The 19,231-nt window shown below is 54.0% G+C and carries 17 protein-coding genes; 14 read left to right on the top strand and 3 right to left on the bottom strand.

All coding sequences use genetic code 11. From position 1 onward, the window contains the following. The first annotated feature begins 419 nt into the window (after positions 1 to 419). Positions 420 to 1,451 (top strand): L-glyceraldehyde 3-phosphate reductase, encoded by a 1,032-nt coding sequence (gene mgrA, locus GS620_RS07070; RefSeq protein ID WP_371809786.1) that lies wholly within the window; start codon positions 420 to 422, stop codon positions 1,449 to 1,451. A gap of 317 nt (positions 1,452 to 1,768) precedes the next feature. On the opposite strand, the gene GS620_RS07065 is transcribed toward mgrA, so the two are convergent. After that, positions 1,769 to 2,005 carry a hypothetical protein gene (locus GS620_RS07065; protein WP_171232411.1) on the bottom strand — a complete coding sequence of 79 codons (237 nt, stop codon included), beginning with the start codon at positions 2,003 to 2,005 and terminating at the stop codon, positions 1,769 to 1,771. Between the two features lie 231 nt (positions 2,006 to 2,236). Between GS620_RS07065 and GS620_RS07060 the strand changes: the two genes are divergently transcribed. The 3 genes from GS620_RS07060 to GS620_RS07050 all read left to right on the top strand — a co-directional run bounded on the left by GS620_RS07060 (position 2,237) and on the right by GS620_RS07050 (position 5,865). After that, a complete protein-coding gene (locus GS620_RS07060; protein WP_171614869.1) occupies positions 2,237 to 4,561 on the top strand; it encodes an ankyrin repeat domain-containing protein in 2,325 nt (774 codons plus the stop codon). Between the two features lie 182 nt (positions 4,562 to 4,743). After that, positions 4,744 to 5,247: a hypothetical protein gene (locus GS620_RS07055; protein ID WP_171614867.1), complete on the top strand. Its 504-nt coding sequence runs from the start codon at positions 4,744 to 4,746 to the stop codon at positions 5,245 to 5,247. A 222-nt stretch (positions 5,248 to 5,469) separates the two neighbouring features. Continuing rightward, on the top strand, positions 5,470 to 5,865 hold the full coding sequence (locus GS620_RS07050) for a nuclear transport factor 2 family protein (RefSeq protein WP_171614865.1): 396 nt from the start codon (positions 5,470 to 5,472) through the stop codon (positions 5,863 to 5,865). Positions 5,866 to 5,953: 88 nt separating this feature from the next. On the opposite strand, the gene GS620_RS07045 is transcribed toward GS620_RS07050, so the two are convergent. Next, positions 5,954 to 6,871, bottom strand: a complete 918-nt coding sequence (locus GS620_RS07045) for a LysR family transcriptional regulator (RefSeq protein ID WP_171614863.1) — start codon at positions 6,869 to 6,871, stop codon at positions 5,954 to 5,956. A 105-nt stretch (positions 6,872 to 6,976) separates the two neighbouring features. Between GS620_RS07045 and GS620_RS07040 the strand changes: the two genes are divergently transcribed. Together GS620_RS07040 and GS620_RS07035 are read left to right on the top strand one after the other, a co-directional pair. After that, entirely contained in the window at positions 6,977 to 7,837 is an 861-nt protein-coding gene (locus GS620_RS07040) for an NAD(P)-dependent oxidoreductase (RefSeq protein WP_171614861.1), read from the top strand. A 213-nt stretch (positions 7,838 to 8,050) separates the two neighbouring features. Then, positions 8,051 to 8,962, top strand: coding sequence for a homocysteine S-methyltransferase family protein (locus GS620_RS07035; protein ID WP_171614859.1), 912 nt, complete (start codon positions 8,051 to 8,053; stop codon positions 8,960 to 8,962). 285 nt (positions 8,963 to 9,247) lie between these two features. On the opposite strand, the gene GS620_RS07030 is transcribed toward GS620_RS07035, so the two are convergent. After that, entirely contained in the window at positions 9,248 to 9,802 is a 555-nt protein-coding gene (locus GS620_RS07030; protein ID WP_171232417.1) for a cupin domain-containing protein, read from the bottom strand. Positions 9,803 to 9,958: 156 nt separating this feature from the next. Between GS620_RS07030 and GS620_RS07025 the strand changes: the two genes are divergently transcribed. From GS620_RS07025 to GS620_RS06990, 8 genes are all read left to right on the top strand, one after another. Further along, entirely contained in the window at positions 9,959 to 11,281 is a 1,323-nt protein-coding gene (locus GS620_RS07025) for an aspartate aminotransferase family protein (RefSeq protein ID WP_171614857.1), read from the top strand. 34 nt (positions 11,282 to 11,315) lie between these two features. Next, the gene (locus GS620_RS07020; protein ID WP_171168721.1) at positions 11,316 to 12,827 is read left to right on the top strand and encodes a CoA-acylating methylmalonate-semialdehyde dehydrogenase; all 1,512 of its coding nucleotides are present in this window, start codon (positions 11,316 to 11,318) and stop codon (positions 12,825 to 12,827) included. Positions 12,828 to 12,852: 25 nt separating this feature from the next. Further along, entirely contained in the window at positions 12,853 to 13,962 is a 1,110-nt protein-coding gene (gene ald / locus GS620_RS07015) for an alanine dehydrogenase (RefSeq protein WP_171614855.1), read from the top strand. 104 nt (positions 13,963 to 14,066) lie between these two features. Next, complete coding sequence (gene dctP / locus GS620_RS07010; protein ID WP_171232488.1) at positions 14,067 to 15,056, top strand: TRAP transporter substrate-binding protein DctP; 990 nt, start codon at positions 14,067 to 14,069, stop codon at positions 15,054 to 15,056. Positions 15,057 to 15,155: 99 nt separating this feature from the next. Then, positions 15,156 to 15,743: a TRAP transporter small permease gene (locus GS620_RS07005; protein WP_171168725.1), complete on the top strand. Its 588-nt coding sequence runs from the start codon at positions 15,156 to 15,158 to the stop codon at positions 15,741 to 15,743. Then, on the top strand, positions 15,740 to 17,032 hold the full coding sequence (locus GS620_RS07000) for a TRAP transporter large permease (protein ID WP_171120945.1): 1,293 nt from the start codon (positions 15,740 to 15,742) through the stop codon (positions 17,030 to 17,032). The genes GS620_RS07005 and GS620_RS07000 overlap by 4 nt, the downstream gene beginning before the upstream one ends. Positions 17,033 to 17,171: 139 nt before the next feature. Then, positions 17,172 to 17,582 (top strand): universal stress protein, encoded by a 411-nt coding sequence (locus GS620_RS06995; protein ID WP_171614853.1) that lies wholly within the window; start codon positions 17,172 to 17,174, stop codon positions 17,580 to 17,582. Positions 17,583 to 17,993: 411 nt separating this feature from the next. Continuing rightward, positions 17,994 to 19,124, top strand: a complete 1,131-nt coding sequence (locus GS620_RS06990) for a linear amide C-N hydrolase (RefSeq protein ID WP_171614851.1) — start codon at positions 17,994 to 17,996, stop codon at positions 19,122 to 19,124. Positions 19,125 to 19,231: the final 107 nt, after the last annotated feature.

The raw sequence follows: 19,231 nt of genomic DNA, 5'->3' as shown, positions 1-19,231 counted from the left end.
CATAGAGACTACCTGCAAGATGTAGTCCAACAGACAAATGATGCGGTCGAAAAGCTTTTTAACAACAATGACTTGGTGAATGAAACCAAGAATCTTTATTTTGAGCAGTAGTGCTTGATAGATCGAAGTCTTGATAAACTAGACGACGCGAACGGCCCAGAGCCGACATCCAACCCGCCATATTGATGCTGCGGTTGCAGCCCGCTTTGCAGACTTTCGCGGCGTCTATGCGGCGGTACCGAAAGCAATCGATCAAATCGTAAGACTTTAGTGCTTGAAGTAAGACTAACCATAAGCACCCAACCTGGAAGCGCTGAAACTCGTGTCGATCTTAATGAAGGTGATCCGTTTGACAGGCCCAACAATCCATTGATTATGTGCGCATGACCAAAGCTCAACGACCGCCAAAGCCAAAACCCGTGCCGTACACCCCGGAGCCGGACCGCTACGAGCGGATGGTGTATCGGCGATGTGGGCGGTCCGGTATAAAACTCCCTGTTGTCAGCTTGGGGCTGTGGCACAATTTCGGCGAAGACTCACCGCACGAAAACAAGCGCGCCATGTGTCGTGCAGCGTTCGACCATGGGATCACTCACTTTGATCTGGCGAACAACTACGGCCCACCACCCGGTTCAGCCGAAGAGGCATTTGGCGAGATCCTCAAAACGGATTTCGCGGGTTACAGGGATGAGCTGATCATTTCCTCCAAAGCAGGCTACGACATGTGGCCGGGACCTTACGGAGAATGGGGGTCGCGCAAGTACATGATTGCGTCCTGTGACCAATCACTCGCGCGCATGGGGCTTGATTATGTCGACATCTTTTATTCCCACCGCTTTGACCCCGACACCCCGCTCGAAGAGACAATGGGTGCCTTGGATCATATCGTACGGTCGGGTCGCGCGCTCTACGCAGGTATCTCGAGCTACAACTCCCAACGCACGCGCGAGGCGGTGAAGATTCTCAACGATCTTGGGACACCTTGTCTGATTCACCAGCCTTCTTACAATCTGCTCAACCGTTGGGTGGAGCGGGACGGTTTGCTCGATACCCTTGACGATCTTGAGGTAGGATCGATTGCCTTCACGCCCCTGGCACAAGGCATTCTTACGTCGAAATACCTGCGCGATATTCCGGATGGCAGCCGTGCCACACAAGGAAAGTCGCTGTTCGATGGCATGATTAACGAGCGATCTCTGGCAAGTGTCCGTGCTCTGAACGATATGGCCGAAGCTCGTGGTCAGACTCTGGCGCAAATGGCTCTGGCCTGGGTGCTCAGAGGTGGGCGCGTGACCACCGCACTTATCGGCGCGTCGCGGCCGGAACAGATCGTCGACTGCGCAGGCGTTGTTGATAATCTCGACTTCAGTTCTGACGAGTTGAAAAAGATCGATGAAATCAGTTCGGAAGAAGATATCAATTTATGGGCAAGGTCGTCAGAAACAGAATGACCAATCTTATTATTGCTAAAACCCGAGAACATTTGGAACTTGAGGTCATTGTCGGCTGCAGCTTCTGCAGCTCGGCTAAATAACTATCAAGACTAACCGGCCCAAAACCGCCGTATCGCTTTGTTACCCACAGCTGCGGATGCAGCCCGCTTAGCAGACATTCGCCGTTCGAACTGGTCTGGGCCGAGGTGTAATTTGGCTGTGTGACGTGATCTTAAGGCCAATTGTCTCCCGCATGATCAGTTTTACGACTGTATTCCCGATTTCCTCACGGATGGGGGCGGCTTCGATTATCTCTTCCTCATGCCAAGCAACATTCAGTTGCGAGGCAGAAAATGGATCAAAGAAAAGGAAAGAGAAATGGCAAATCCACGCCCTACGAACGGCCCATCAACCACCGGAAACAAATCTGGTTCTGGCCGCGGAAACAATCCGCCTAAGGGGAAATAAGTAGCCTCTAGCCAGCCGCGCGCAGCACGCACAAAGGCTTCAGAAAAAGGCTCGGCCACGACAGTTACTGAAAGAAATGATTGGGATGGTGGTTGCGCCGCCATCCCCTTATCGAGGTGCAAAGTGTATTATTCAAAAGACAAGGAGTTGAACAAGGTGATTGCAAAAGAAGTGAAGTCCGGGGCGCGTTATGTCTCTGGAAAAAAACACTCAAAGCTATTCCTGGCTGGTGGTGGATTGCTGGTTTTCTCACGAACACCGAGTGATCGACGGGCGTTTCGGAACGTGAAGGCAGAGCTGTCCAGGCTGCACCGCCAACAGGCTGAGGTGTGACCATGCTCGACACTCTGCCGAAAGCTCAACTTCCAACTTCACATTCCGCACTCCTTTATGCTGTGTCACTATTCGGCTCACCGAAATGGCAGCACGCCGAACGCCGCCGTTATGCAAATTCGGAGATGCGATTGGAGGGAGGGGCTGACCGAACGCTCGAGTTGCTTGATCTGCTAAGGCAGGCGTTGGGTCTGGAGCAATCATCAACCCTATGGGGCGATGTTGTTGAGCAAGCTTTGAGACTTGGGCTTTCACTGGATGCGTTAGAGCTCCACACGCGGACATATTCGGTAAATCCGCAGCAGGCACTTTGGGTGCTTCTTGCGTTCGACGTTATGCCTGCCCTTGGCAGAACGTGGGGCTTCTGGTGTCAGGATGAAGCGTTTTTTCCTCGCATGCCTGAAGAAGATCTTTGGTTTTTGCCCCATCAAGACACTGCGAACTCAAATCGTTTGATCCTGCCGGTCGAAGCAATTCTGAGTTGGTGGCTGAAGCAGGTGGAAGGACCTCTCGATCGGCTTTGGGGAGAGTACGATGAAGAAAGGAGACGGACCCTTGACAACTGGAAGTCAGGCCGAACGACGCCAGCGATTTCCAGGATCATGGAGTGGTTTAGTGACGATCATAAGTTTTCATATAAGAGTTCAGACGAAGCTCATCTGTCGACACCGCAGCTTCGCTCGTTGTTGCTTTGGGCGCGTGCACTCGAGCAAAGCTACAAGGATCTCGTTGGATTTTTGACGCCAGGTGTTCAGCCGAACGACGCGGATCCTATGCGCAACAAGGCGCTGCAATTGATCGAGCTTTTTAGGTGGAGCCACGAGGCTACTGTCGCGACAGACCCGGCCAACCCGGCATCGGCCGATCAGGCTTTCGCTAAGGCTCTACCATTCTGGATAAAGGAAGGCCCGTTTCGTGTGATTACACCAGACGGGTCCGGAAGGCTACTGGCCACAGAGCAGGTAGCCGATTTCCTGAGTGGAATAATAAGTTCTGTACCGTGCGACGATACGCTCCCCGATGTTTTTGGAGATCTAAAGCTAAGGTCGCCGGCGATAATGACATTCAACGGAAGCTTGGTAGAACAGCGACAAAGGATTCAGGAAGCCATCGATCACTGCATTGAAATCCAGAAAAGCAATGAACCCAATCGCCAATACCGTGTCGCAGCACACTTGGCAAAGCTTCGAAAATTGCCCAGCATTGCCGAGTTTGAACCGGACCTCGCCTATCTTAGCGCCCTTAACGCAATTTCGTCAGGAAATTTTGACGGCGCGTGCGAACACGCTGAAAAGGCTCTCGAACTCTGTCTGGCACGGTCCATCGGTCCACTGAAACTGGATATCGCTAAGCTCAACTTCTCACTCGCGGTTGCTCAGGAAGCGTTCAGCCGTCGCAGTGCGGAACGCAGTTTTCGATTACTTTGCAAGTCAGTTGAGCCTGAAGTAGCTGCTCGCTGGAAGTTCGGTGAAGGCCCGATCGATTACTCTATGCGCTTAGCGGCGGCCGATCACGCGGCTTGGTTCTGGGAGAACATTGTTCGCCCTTATGAAGGGGTGGAAATCGAAGCGCCGCTTCAACAAGAATCTGACATCATTAGGTCATACGCTGGTTTGCTTCTCTCCAGTGCATCAGAGGTCGAGGTGCGCGGGTTCATCAAGCAGTTTCGCGGCAAGCTGAAGAGCAAGCTAAGAGATGTGCGTGGTGACACGTTCTTCACTGTGACATCAAAGATGGTGCCGGATCTTGTGCGTGCAATGAGGCAAATGCCGACCTATTACGGAATCCACAAGGATCCGGTCGAACTTGCTAACTCGATGGCCGAAACGCATTTGAAGCTAGTAAGCTTGCTGCCCACGGATGTTCTGAATGCGCGGGACTATTTGAAACAGACTGCGCTGATGCTGGCGGCCGATCGAAAAGATGTAGACATGGTAAAGGCCCTCATTGACCGCCATGTGGATATCGATGCGCAGGACGTCATTGGTCGGACGGCATTGCATTCAGCAGCCAAGGTCGGAGCTGATCGATGTTTTGAAGTTCTTCTTGCTGCTGGCGCGAACCCAACACTCCAAACTTATAGCGGTAAAACACCTGCCATTTTTGCCGCTGAATTTGGGCGGGCCACGATCTTCGAGATGAGATTGGCATGCACGGCATATCAAACGGATAGAAGCGAGCTTGAGGAAGCGCATAAACTGGCGCAGGACTCTGCAGAGGAATTTAAGGCAAAGCGCAAGGCATATGCCATCCAGGGATATGAAATTGCAGGACGGAAGGGCTTTCAGAGGATTGTTGAGCTCACGTTGAAGGTTCTGGAGGAGTGATTTCTTGGAGTTTGGGTGGCGAGCGCGGCCCTAAACTGCCATTGCCTGACGCTTTTGCTGCCGCACTGCGGCGTCGGATAATCTGCCGTTGACATCTTTTTTCGCCTGATCGCGGTGATTAGGTGAGATGAAACGATACTTGTCACCCGGCAGTCAGGCGGTTAGTTAGAGGGAGATAAAACGTGATTCACTTGGTAGCGCCGTTAGGCGGAAAGGTTATCGGAAAGGCTGCCAGTCACGAATATGCCTGGTGGCTATGCAGTCGTTACGGTCTCGCACCGCTACCGCTCGCGGATGCCAGTGTTGTTGATTTGGTGGATGTCGAGGATAGCACCAAGCTTTGGACAGTTCGGTGCGAGCATGTCGAGTTTCCATTGGATCGAGGCGCATTTGAAAATCGGAAAAGAGATAGTCTGGCCGAATTGGACAACGGTCTACCAGCTTGGCCAGTCGCCGAAGAAAACGGGATAGCTTTCAGCACATTCAAAGCACGCCTCAGGCGCGGCTGGTCAGGGGAGAGGGCTGCGACTGAAGGCACGCGAGACATATCACCCAATCCGGATGACGAATGGGAGATAACGGCGCTTGAGAATGGCGTTTCGGTGCGCGCCTATCGAGCCCGAGTGCAAGCTGGCTGTCCCGAATCCATTGCCGCAACCATGGGCTTGAGCTGGCGCAAGTGGTGACGGCCCACAGCCGACATTCGGTATCTCTCAGATTTCACCTATCGGCTTCCCGAAAGCTGCCGTTCGTTCAAAACGCAGAAATTTCAATGAGCGGATGGCCGTGAGGCAAACAAACCTGCCATCGTTGAGAAGCGCTGTTAAGCAAACTTGATTGCTTTCAGAGGCCCGACTAACGTTTCTGCAACCATGTGTTTTCGCGATTTTTAGACCATGTAAATATAGATGACAGCTGATGTACAAACCGCCCGCCGCATAGCTCAAGATCATTGCGCTGCATGGACAAACCAGGCGCCTGGCGCTGTCGCCGGAAGATATGCTGAACTTGCAATCATGATAATGAACGGTGGCGACCCAATGAGGAGCCGGACGGAGATTGGCGACATGGCGGCGGGATTTATGGCTGACTTCCCTGACCTCGTTCTTAGCCTCGACACGGTTCTCGTCGCCGATCACCACATGGTCTATGCGTGGACTTTCGAAGGCCATCATAAAGAGACTGGTAACCATGTTCGTTTCTCGGGCTGGGAAGAATGGGACTTAGACGACAACCTGAACGTCACCAAATCGCTCGGTTGGTATGATGGTGTGGATTATGAACGTCAAGTTGCGGGAACATGATCATATCCGGCGCCAATTCGCGCCCTGTACGCACAGTCGTATACGGTAAGTCAGACCCAATTTGACTGTAGTCGGTGCTCTTTACTACCTACAGCAAGTGAGAGGGCGTCCATCGGAAAAGGCTTTTCTCATATTCGGTAATTGATTTCGAGAGCCACCGCATGAACAGCTTTGCCGCTGGTCGAACCGGGCCCGGCAACGTGACAAGGTAGTAGCCGATCTGCGGTATTGGATCGTCGAACAGCGCCACGAGTTGTCCCGACTTCAACTCGTCAGAAACAAAAGCCGGTACCGTCGCCCCGATACCATCACCGCGACGGATGCCATCCAGCAGCATATTGCCCGGCACGCGGACAACTCTCCGGTCGGCGTCGGTCGGAATTCCGACTTTTTCTAACCACAGGTCAAACTCGACTGACCCTTGTTCCTGAAGAAGCGTGAAATCAAGCAATTCTGCAGGATTCGTGAGCTCCCGGTTTCCGATTAGTTCGCGGGACGCGACAACCGTCAGACAGCCTGGCAACAGCATCTGCGAGACAAGCCCTTGCCAGCGACCTGTTCCATATCGGATGGCCATATCAATTCCGCCCGGCTTGAGGTCGACAGCTTGGATCGTTGAATCGATCCTCAACTCGATATTGGGGAATTCGTCAATAAACGTCGACAGACGCGGCACAAGGAACGCGCTTGAAAACATCGGAGTCGCGCTGACCACCAACGGTCGAACCGCCTCTGCACTCGACACGCTCTCGGTCACGGAGGCCATTTCCGCGAAGGCTTCAAGCAGGCCAGCCGACAGGAATTCGCCTTGTGATGTCAGAGAAATGCCATGTCGGGTACGAGTGATAAGCCGAGTGTCGAGATGTTGTTCGAGCCCGCGGATTTGCTGGCTGACTGCGGAATGGGTCACGTTCAGAGCCTCTGCCGCCTGGGTCAGATTTCGAAACTCGGCAGCGGCGGCGAAGGCTCTGAGAGATGTCAAAGAGGGAAGTGTGCGCCAATCCATAAGTAAGATCATCTAACAATATAGAAAAAATTACTACTATGCGATCCCCCGATGCCGGCGCATGCTGGTGCAGTAATTCATTGGCGACCACCGGAGGCAAACATCATGAAAATTGCTGTTTTGGGACTGGGCAATATGGGCTCTGCGCTGGCGCATTGCTTGCTCAAGGCAGGCCACGAAGTCGGCGTTTGGAACCGCACATCGGAAAAGGCAGAGGTTTTTGCTGAGGCTGGAGCCACGATCTGCTCTTCACCGAATGATGCTATTGCGGCGTCTGATTTTGTCATAATTTGTATCAAGAGCCACAAGGAAACTGTTGACCTGGTCAACGGGCTGAGCGTCTCGCTAAAGGGTAAGACCATCTGTGACATGAGCACGGGCGATACCTCGGATGCCGATAGACTGGTCGCCATCCTTGAGGGACAGGGGGCAGGCTACATGCTGGGCATGATCAATGCCTACCCTTCCGGCATTGGTGGTGATGAAACCACAATCCTTACGGTGGGCAGTGCCGGAACCTGGGACCGCTATGGCAGTATCATCAGAGAATTGGGTGGAAAGTCCGCCCATGTTGGAGAGAAACCAACGGCACTTGCCGCGCTCTTTGCCGGCCTCTTCACGGTTCGACAGGGGTTCATGTTCGGAATGATCTACGGTGCACTTGTCTGCAAAAAAGCGGGCATCCCGATGCAGGTTTATGCCGACCAACTCCCTGCCTCTATCAAACTGGTCAATGACTACCATGATCTCTTTGCCAGAACTGTTCCGTTTGAAGATTACGACAGTGCGGAAGCCTCCCTGAAGGTTTACGCGATGGCGCAAGAGGATGCGTTGAAGACCTATCTCTCACTTAATGCGCCCGCTGATTTCATCCAGTTGATGCATGACCGCACCAAAACGGCTTGGGACGATGGCCACGGCGACAGACAGCTGACCTCACTGGTCCAGCATATGGCGGATGCCTGACGCAAAAAGGCTCCGGCCCAAACCTGCCATTGGCTATGGATTGATGACGCTGTAGTGCGGCCCGCAGAAGGAGAATTTCGCTGCGGTTGAGAGTTGCCCGGGAAGATGAGGTCGTGCTCACGGAATACACTCTGTCGCCACCCTAAGGTTCACAAGAGACCCGGGACAACATAGGTTTCTGTGAAGACTTGACGTCAATAGGTGTGGATCAGAATGGCGCGACAGTTCCCACTCGAAGGTAACAAGACCTTTCTGGTTTATGCCGGCACTGGCACCGACCTGATATTCAATCATGGCGTTGAGTTACCTTGTTTCGCATCGTTTCCATTGCTGGAAGAACCTGGCACCAGGGCAATACTGGCCGGTCAAATGAAGGCTCTTGTCGATCTCACCCGTGAAATGAGTATCGGATGCATCCTTGACGCGCCCACATGGATGGCGAACGCCGACCGCGCAGCGCCCTTGGGATACGATGCAGACCGCCTCGTTGAGGTAAATAAAGATGCGGTCAGTCTAATGGAGGAGGTACGCCAGGCTGCCGCTCGCGATGATGTACTGGTGTCGGCCTGTATCGGCCCGCGCTATGACCCTTACGCCGTTATCCCTCCGGTGACGGTCGAAGATGCACGCCAATACCACGCCGCTCAAATGCACAGCCTGAAAGACACAAGCGTCGACCTGGTCACCGCTTATACGTTCAACCGTCTAAGTGAGGCTGCGGGATGCATCCTCGCCGCCGGAGACGCAGATCTGCCGATCATCATGTCTCTGGTTGTCGAAACGGACGGGTGTCTGGCGGACGGGACCAAACTTGTGGACGGAATTGATCAGATCGACGAGGCAACCGGCTCGGCGGCGCTGTTTTTTATGGTCAACTGCGCTCATCCGACCCATTTCGCCGGAGCGCTTGACAACCACCCCCGACTTAAAGGCTTGGTGGCAAACGCTTCGAGTTGCTCGCATGCGGAACTTGACGAAGCAGATGAGCTGGACGAAGGCGATCCAGCTGAACTTGGTAAACAGATTGCCTCGATTGCGAGGCAGAATCCGTCGATCCAAGTATTTGGAGGGTGCTGCGGTACCGACATGCGTCACCTGAAGTCAATGGCCAGCGAATTGGCGTAGCCAACTTAATTCAATCTGAGCGATAGCGCTGATATCTAAGGTGATACCGTGATTTCTTTCCGCCACTTGTTATAAGCGGCCCAGAGCGGACCTTCGCCCCACCTTCCCGTTTCTGCGGTCGCAGCCCGCTTACCGGACATTCGCCGCGGCTGCGAAATCTGAAGTTGGTTTGTTTTTCAGAATCACGTAAGAAAGTCGGCCTAATTTTATTAGTTTGAATTGATTGTCGAATGTGGCTTTAACGCAAAATATTGAACACTCTTATAGTTGAACTCATTTGTTTGGTCAGAACGACGAAGGAGTACATGCGCTAATTACTTTGCAGGACGTATCTCCGGCATTCCGAAACCTGTGTGGCAGAATACTCGAAAAGTAATACGCATCTCCTGGACCCAAGACCCTGGACTGCCCGTCTACCGTGACTTCCAGCCGTCCTTCTATCACAACAGCGCATTCCTCACCTTCGTGAGACAGTTCAGCTCGACCCGAGTCAGCACCTACTTCGTACTCCTCAATCAGCATCTGTAATTTCCTGTCTCGGCGCTCACCTGCAACCAACAAATAGGAAACCCCAGGTGACCCAAGATCGCGCATAGTTCCATGGGGAAAGTAAAAGCTGTCTTCATTTTTGAGTTCGAAACTAAAAAAGAACCCCAGATTGATATCAACGCCCGCCAGAATCTTCTTGAGCAAAGCAACAGAGGGTTGGGTCGATCCGCTTTCGATTTGAGAAATTGTCCCGCTACCAACTCCAGCACGCTTGGCCATCTCACGCTGGCTGAGACCCTTTGAGGTACGAATCAGTTTTAGGCGACGAGCCGTTTCCAAATCTGATGACAAAACCGTTACCTCAGTGATTTCTCGCTTTTGATCGAAAGCACTTTATGTGAGCACGGTCTGTTTTTCAACAACTTACAGATTCCCACAAAGCCGGGTGTGCGGAATGCCTGAACTCTGCAAGAATTTGTCATCAAATGAAAATCTGCTTCGCGAGGAATGGACGTGCTCGATCAACCCAACACAATGTCATCGTTCTGGATGCCGTTTTCGGCCAATCGTGATTTCCTTCGCGAGCCCCGAATGATCCAAGCGGCCGACGGGATGTATTACACCAGTTCTGATGGCCGAAAGGTCATGGATGGTACCGCCGGACTGTGGTGCGTCAACGCAGGTCATCGTGATCCGCTGATCGTCGAAGCGGTACAGAGGCAGGTGCACGAGTTGGACTATGCGCCGAATTTCCAGTTCTCCCACCCTCAGGCGTTTGAGTTGTCGGCAAAGCTGACCGCGATGATGCCTGAGGGAATGAATCACGCCTTTTTCACCAACTCTGGCTCCGAGTCCGTTGATACAGCGCTCAAGATTGCGCTGCATTATCACCGGATGCGCGGTGACGGGGCCCGCACCCGTTTGATCGGGCGAGAGCGCGGCTACCACGGCACCGGCTTCGGCGGAATCTCGGTCGGCGGCATTGTTAAGAATCGTATGCATTTTGGCACGCTTCTCGCCGGTGTCGATCACCTGCGCCATACCCATGATCTGGAGAAAAACGCATTCTCACGTGGATGCCCGCAACACGGCGCTGAACTTGCGGACGATCTGGAACGGTTGGTCGCGCTTCACGATGCGTCGACCGTTGCAGCCGTGATCGTTGAGCCTATGGCCGGGTCCACCGGTGTGCTTCTGCCGCCGAAAGGATACCTAAAGCGGTTACGGGAAATCTGTGACCGACATGGTATCCTGTTGATCTTCGATGAGGTCATCACTGCATTCGGTCGTCTTGGAGCCGCCACCGCATCGGAGTATTTCGATGTTAAACCCGACATTATCACGACGGCAAAAGGTCTGACCAACGGCGTCATTCCCATGGGCGCGGTCATCGTCTCCGACGCAATCTACAACTCGGCGATGGAAAACGCCGATGCGCCGATTGAGCTGTTCCATGGCTATACCTACTCGGCCAACCCGATGTCTTGCGCTGCAGCTCTGGCGACACTGGAAAGCTACAAGCGGAACGATCTGTTCCGCCGCGCTGCATTGCTGTCGGGGCCTTGGGAGGATCAACTTCACAGCCTAAAAAGCCTGCCGAATGTCATTGATATTCGCAATCTGGGACTGGTGGGCGCGGTCGAGCTGGCACCACGAGAGGGCGCACCGGGTGCACGAGGCTATGATGCGATGAAACGGGCCTGGGACGCGGGAATAATGATCCGTGTCACAGGTGACATCATCGCCTTGTCGCCACCACTAATCATCTCGGAGCCCGAAATAACGACACTTTGTCAAACACTTGGAGAGGTATTGGCTGACTTGCCATAACCCCTGACTTCTAACCCCAAAAAGGACTGACATCATGAAAGATGCATCCCCGATCGCTTTGATCGGCCACTACATTAATGGCCAAATCACTGCTCCTTCCGGTGAGAATACTCAGCCGGTTTTCAATCCCGCAACCGGAACGCAAACCGGTGAGGTGTCGCTGGCGACTGTACAGACCGTCGACGACGCAGTGGCTGCAGCAAAAGCCGTGTTCCCGAAGTGGTCGAACACGCCTCCGATCCGCCGTGCCCGCCTGATGAACAACTTTCTAGCGTTGGTACGCGAGCACAAAGACGAACTGGCGCGCGCCATCACGGTTGAGCATGGCAAGGTGTTCACCGACGCCCAAGGCGAAGTTGAGCGTGGTATTGATATCATCGAGTTTGCCTGCGGCATTCCGCAACTCCTCAAGGGCGATTACACGGAGCAGGTCTCCACTGGCATGGACAACTGGACAACGCGTCAGGCGTTGGGCGTTGTGGCTGGGATCACTCCCTTCAACTTCCCGGTCATGGTGCCGATGTGGATGTTCCCGATCGCCATCGCCGCAGGCAATACCTTTATCCTGAAGCCGTCTCCGACCGATCCGTCGGCCTCTCTGCTGTACGCGGATCTGATGCAGAAAGCCGGTTTCCCCGACGGAGTGTTCAACGTGGTTCAGGGTGACAAGGTTGCCGTGGATGCGTTGCTGGAGAACGACGACGTCAAAGCCGTGTCCTTCGTCGGCTCGACGCCAATTGCGAACTACATCTACGAGGTCGGTGCGCGCCACGGCAAGCGCGTTCAGGCTCTGGGCGGCGCGAAGAACCATATGCTGGTGATGCCGGATGCCGACATGAACAAAGCCGCCGACGCCCTGATCGGCGCGGCCTATGGTTCGGCCGGAGAGCGTTGCATGGCCATCTCGGTTGCCCTGCTGGTTGGCGATGCCGCCGACAAGCTGATGCCTGTCCTGAAAGAACGCGCCGAAACCTTGAAGGTCAAGAACGGTCTTGAGTTGGACGCCGAGATGGGCCCGATTGTCACCGCTGCCGCGCGGGATCGGATCAAAGGGTACATCGACTCTGGTGTCGAAGAAGGTGCGGATCTGCTGGTCGATGGCCGCGACTACGCTGTCGAAGGGCACGAGGAAGGCTATTTCCTTGGCGGCACCCTGTTCGACAACGTCACCCCCGACATGAAGATCTACAAGGAAGAGATCTTCGGCCCGGTTCTGTCTTGCGTCCGCGTCTCAAGTTTCGCGGAAGGCCTGCAACTGATCAACGACCACGAGTTTGGTAACGGCGTGTCACTGTTCACCCGTGACGGCAACGTTGCGCGTGAGTTCGGCAAACAGGTTCAGGTGGGCATGGTCGGCGTCAACGTCCCGATCCCGGTTCCGATGGCATGGCACGGCTTTGGCGGCTGGAAGAAGAGCCTTTTCGGCGACATGCACGCCTATGGCGAAGAGGGCGTTCGTTTCTACACCAAGCAGAAATCCATCATGCAGCGCTGGCCCGAAAGCATCTCGGAAGGTGCCGAATTCGTCATGCCGACGGCAAAATGATCATCCGATCCAAGGAGTGAAGAACATGTTCATTGGTGTTCCCAAGGAAATCAAGAACCATGAGTACCGGGTCGGCCTGACCCCCGAAAGCGTCGCGGAACTGGTTTCACATGGCCACAACGTCATCGTAGAGACCAATGCCGGGTCGGGCATTGGTGCAGATGACGACGCCTATCGTGCCGCCGGGGCCGAAATTGCCGCAACTGCGGCCGATATTTTCGCCAATGCAGAGATGATCGTGAAGGTGAAGGAGCCTCAGGCCGTGGAACGCGCCATGCTGCGTGAAGGTCAGATCCTTTATACCTATCTGCATCTGGCCCCCGACCCGGAGCAGACCAAAGATCTGGTCAATTCTGGTGCGGTCTGCATCGCTTATGAAACCGTCACCGACGACAATGGCGGGCTGCCATTGCTGAAACCGATGAGCCAGGTTGCCGGTCGCATGTCGATTCAGGCCGGTGCCAGCGCGTTGGAAAAGGCAAAGGGCGGTCTGGGTGTCTTGCTAGGTGGGGTGCCCGGCGTGAAGCCCGGCAAAGTTGTGGTCATCGGTGGTGGCGTCGTTGGCTTCAACGCAGCGCAAATGGCCGTCGGCCTGCACGCGGACGTGACCATTCTGGACCGCAATCCGGCAGTTCTGGAGAAGCTGGAGAACCATTTCGAGGCGTCGGCCAAAGTTGTCTATTCGACCAAGGCTGCGCTGGGAGAAGAAGTCACCAACGCCGATCTGGTTCTCGGTGCGGTTCTGATCCCGGGCGCTGCTGCGCCCAAGCTGGTCACACGTGAGTTGATTTCGAAAATGAAACCCGGTGCGGTCGTCGTGGACGTGGCGATCGACCAGGGCGGCTGCTTTGAAACGTCCAAAGCTACCACTCACGCAGAGCCCACCTATGTTGTCGACGACGTTGTTCATTATTGTGTCGCCAACATGCCGGGCGCAGTCGCCCGAACGTCAACCTACGCGCTCAACAACGTCACGCTGCCGCACGCTCTGGCTATTGCCAACAATGGTTGGAAGCAGGCGCTTGCGGACAACCGTCATCTTATGAACGGCCTGAACGTGGCCCACGGCAAGGTGACGTACAAGGCTGTGGCCGATGATCTCGGATACGAGTTCGTCGCCCCGGAACTTTGCTGAATTGAAGCAAAGAATTGTCCCGTCGCGCGCAATGCGGCGGGACGCACACCACTGAGGAGGAAACCTTAATGATTACGAAGATTAACCGCCGCGCCCTCGGCGCGATGGGTGGCGCTGTTTTGCTTGCTGCAACCACACTCTCAACAGCAGCCGCAGCGGAAGACATTACACTGCGCTTTGCAGGCGTGTTCCCGATTGACCATCAGGGCACGAAAATGATGGAGCAGGTCGCAGCGGATGTCGCGGCAGCAGACGTTGGCCTGAAGATCGAAGTCTTTCCGGCAAACCAACTGGGTTCGGGTGAGGCGCTGTTCGAAGATGTTGCACGCGGCAATATCGACCTGGCATCGGCGTTCATCTATGCCGATACCGATCCACGCCTGGAATTCCTGTCAATGCCGTTCCTGCTGGGCGGCTGGGATGACATGGAAAGCACGCTTCTCAACATGGATTCCGAGTTTAACACCATCCTGCAAGAGATCACCGACGAATACGGTGTGCGGGTAATGGCGCAGAACCCCGAAGGGTTCATCGGCATCGTTTCGTCGCAAGAACCTGAAAACTGGAACACCTTTGACGACAAGGGCATGAACATTCGCGTCTGGTCGTCCAGCGTCGTGAAATCAATGGTTGAAGAACTAGGGTATCAAGCGACAACCATGGCATGGGGCGACATTTTCCCCGCACTTCAGGCCGGCATTGTCGATGGAGCAATCTGCTGCACCAAGACCGCGACCTATTCCATCTTCGCCAAATCAGATGTTGGCACCCACTTTGTCGAGTACAACTCAATCTCAGAACTGACGACTTTCTACGCGTCGCAGCGGACACTCGACAAGCTGAACGACGAACAGCGCGCCGCGCTTCAGGCCGCGATGACAAAGGCGTCCGAAGACTTCTTTGCCTACAATCGTGAAAATGACGAAGTGTTCGGCCAGAAATTGCTCGACAAAGGCTATACCATCCTGCGCCTGAGCGACGAAGAACAAGCTGCGATGGCCGCTCATGTCCAGGAAACGGTCTGGCCCGCGATGGCACAAAACGTCGGTCAGGACATCATCGACCGCCTGCTGGCAGCAAAAGAACAGCAATAAACACTGAGATGAAGGGCCAGCTAATCAGTTGGCCTTTTTTTCGTCTCTAGCTCAACAAAGGGAGGGAGAAAGATGTCTAGCACTGAAGCAGAGCGTCCGTTGGTCGTCGAAAGCGCGGAAAAGAAGAGCTCGCAAAAAATCACCGATGAGCTGCCAGTTGTTATTGGGTATCCGCTGAAAGCAGTGGCTTTTGCCATGAGGCAGATCGTTATGTTTGCCGGTTTCCTGATGGCGTTCACATTTGGGGCAGTTGTTGTCATCCGGTATGGATTTGGCGGTGATCTGTTTGCCTACGAAGAATGGCTTTTGGGCATTAGCATCATCGGCTTTTTTGCAGGTGCTGTTCTGGCCTCTGCCCGCAACCTGCACATCAACGCGGACATTCTTGGCATTGTGATCCAAAACCCTCGGTTGATTTGGTGGCGCGGCTTTGTCGTGCTGACCGTCGAGATCCTGGTGATCCTATTCCTCATGTACGCCTGTTATGTCTCGCTGCTTGATGACTTCTCATTCCCCCGGCTGCGCGCAACCCCGGTGCTGCGCATTCCGTTTGTCACCTGGCGGATTGCGATCATGATTGCCTTTGGCTTCATGGCAATGTTCACGGCGGCATATTTGTACGTGCATATCCGCAAGGGACTTGGTCTTCCCTTGAGATCAGAAATGCAAAAAGGAGAAACCCAATGATCATCGGAGGAAGTCTCCTTATTGTCTGCTTTATGCTGCTGTTGGGCGTTAGCGTATATGTGGCATTCGGATCGGTTTTGATCTTCATCGCAATTGTCGGAGATCAATCCATCACCGGCTATCTGCCGACCGGCTCTACGGGCATCCGTTCACTGGTGCTTTTGGCGATCCCGCTCTTCATGATCGCCGGAGGCATCATGGAAAAAGGTAAAATTGCCGCCCCTCTTGTCTCGTTGGCTGAAATGTTCATTGGCCATATCAAAGGTGGATTGAGCGCGGCGGGAGTACTGGCCTGCGGTGTGTTCGGCTCCATCTCCGGCAGTGCGAACGCAACGCTGACCTGTATTGGCGGCATCATGATGCCCCATCTGAAAAAGGCCAACTATCCGGGTGGGCAATCTGCGGCTTTGATCGTCGCGGCCAGCCCCTTGGGTCTGTTGATCCCACCGAGTTCGTCGCACATCCTTTATGGTTGGGTTGCACAGCAGCATGTACTAAAGTGCTTCTTGTCCACCGTCATTCCGGCGATCATCCTGATCACCCTTTTGATCGTCGTAAATCAGTTCCTGCTTCGGAAGTATGACGACATAAACCTGACGGAACGTCCTAAACCATTTCTGCCGACATTCGGAGTACAGGCGCGCCTGGCCGGGCCTGCGCTTATGATGCCACTGATCATTCTGGGCGGAATCTATGGCGGCATAATGACGCCAACCGAGGCTGCGGGTATCGCAGTGGTCTACTCGATCCCGATCGCGATCTACTTCTACCGTGGACTGACCTGGAAAACACTGGCTCAGACAATCCAGAATTCCGGTGTTACGATTGGCGTGGTCATGGTCATGATCTTCATGGTTCTGATCGTGTCAGACAACCTGATCTCACAGGGTGCACCTCAGTTGGCCAAAGATCTGGTTTATTCCGTTTCGGACAATCCAGTTGTGATCCTTCTGATGATCAACGTCGTGATGATCCTGATCGGAATGCTCATGGATGATATCTCCGGTCTGCTTTTGGCAACACCAATCCTACTGCCCATCGCGCAGAGCACCGGCATGGATCCTATCCATTTCGCGGCCGTGATTGGCGTAAACTTAGGTATGGCGAACATCACCCCTCCGACTGCACCTCTGCTCTATCTTGGTGCGCAGGTCTGTGATGAACCGGTTTCGCGCATGCTGTGGCCGACTTTGATCTTCATAGTCTTTGCCTGGCTCCCAACGCTGATGTTGACAACTTTTGTACCAGAGTTGGCCCTGTTCCTGCCGGACCTCCTGCTCAGCAAATAATGGGCGGAAAGCGCCAACGCACAAGACAAAATGCACGCACCCCATTCCAATGAGTGGGGTGCCAGAGCGCTCTCTCAACGATGACGTGGGAGAGACTAGTTCGCAGCAGAAATCCTAAACCTAAAAATAGAGGTCTGAAATGTACAAAAACATCCTAGTCGCGCTGTCTCTGGAACACGGCATCAGTGAACACGCAATGTCGGCGGCGCATGCTCTAGTATCCGAAGGCGGAAAAATCACTGCCGCGCACATCCATGAGCCCCCAAACAGACAGATAATGTACTATATGGATGAAGGGATCGCAGAAAAATCTCTCCAAAAGGCTAAGGCACGTTTGTCTGAACGCCTGGAAGGTGAGCCCGGGGTTTCATCTGTCCTGATTGAAAGCCAATCGGCAGGTCGGGCAATCACCGAATATGCGAACAAACATGGCATCGACTGTATCGTCCTAGCGTCACATAAACCCGGGATGAAGGAGTTTTTTCTGGGATCAACTGCAGCACTCGTCGTTCGCCACGCTCAATGTTCGGTTCATGTACTCCGCCTGTAGCACGAGCCCACGGGTCGGTACAAAGCTGTAACAGCCTCAGCTCCCGTCGAGTAGAGGCGTTGTTCTATGACTTCCGTCACCCAGTCTTCACCGACCCGCGACGACTGGGTGGACTCTTCACTGCCGCAAGATTGTTTGCAACATGTTCACCAGTCTGGTGCCATCGCCCTATCCAGAACGGCTCTAAGCTGCTAATAACATTAACACGTGCAAGATACTTCCCGGGCAGCTGTCAATTCTGCGTGGTGTACAACCATAACTGCAAGACACCGCGATAGCTGAGCAAAGCAACCAATCGGAGCCACAACATCCGACCCAAAAGCGGAAATGAATAGCCTCTATTCATCGGTTTTGCGAAGATACGGCCATTGAGTTCGATCCAGAAAATTACTTTGAAAAGGAGACGTCGCCATGGGTCTTTTCACCTGGATGAAACACTCAGTTTTAAATGCAGTCACAGCATCATGCATTTTTGCGACGGCCAGCTACGCATGTACAGGCATCACATTGACGGGTGCTGACGGTACCACCATATTCGCACGGACGCTGGAGTGGGGGACCTTTGACCTTGCGCCAGAGATTCTTGTTATTCCTCGCGGCACAAAAATGAACGCGTCCGTTATGCCTGATGGCGCGGCGGGCCATGAATGGTCCACGACCTATGGTGTGGCAGGGATCACGGCACTGGGTAAGCCTCTATTTGGTGACGTCATGAACGAGGAAGGTCTTGTCGTTGGCACGTTTTATTTGCCGGGGTTTACCGAATACCAAATTTATGAGCCGGACTCTGCTTCAGTCTCTCTGGGTTCGTCCGATTTCGCGGGCTTCATCGCGACACAGTATGGCTCAGTGTCTGATGTCAGATCTGCCCTGGAGAGTATACGTGTCGTGCCGGTCGTCGAACCGGCGATAGGAATTCCACCACCGCTCCACTTCATGGTATCGGACCCGAGTGGCGAGGCAATCGTCATTCAGTACATCGGAGGTAAACCTACAATTTTCGAAGCCCCTCTGGGTGTCATAACAAATGCTCCAAATTACGATTGGCACATCACCAATCTCAATAACTACCTCAACCTCTCGGCTGTGGCGCTTCCGCCTGTTGAGGCCGGGGGCCAACAGTTTGCACCTCTTGGCGCCGGGAGCGGTATGCTGGGATTGCCAGGGGACTTTACACCCCCATCCCGGTTTGTCAGGGCAGTGGCGTTCAGTCAGACCGCACGAGAGACCGAAGGTGGTTTTGACACCGTACGGGAGGCTTTTCGCATCCTGGATAATTTCAACATTCCCGTCACAGCGGTGGAGGGTGATGCCGCTACAGAGGAAACCGAAGACCTGATTTATAGCGCGACCCAGTGGACCGCCGCCAGCGACCTCACAAACAAACGCATCTACTATCACACGCAATGGAACCGAAATGTTCGTATGGTAGATGTGGGCGCGATCGACTTCACGGATCCGAGTCTTGCGGTGACCAAGCTTCCTTTGGATACCTCACGCGAACCTTCAGTTGAACTGATTGAACTCACCGAAACTCAGTAAGTCCGGCGTGATTGGTAAAAAAGCCGTTCTTGCAAAGATCGCGATTTCTGAACCTTACGTGCTATTTCGCATCGCGGGAACTCAATGTATCTCCTGCGCTCAAGAGT

Source organism: Ruegeria sp. HKCCD6428 (assembly GCF_013110595.1).
Taxonomy (GTDB): Bacteria; Pseudomonadota; Alphaproteobacteria; order Rhodobacterales; family Rhodobacteraceae; genus Ruegeria.
Note: the sequence above shows the minus strand (reverse complement) of the source record. Positions and strands in the feature narration are given on the sequence as shown.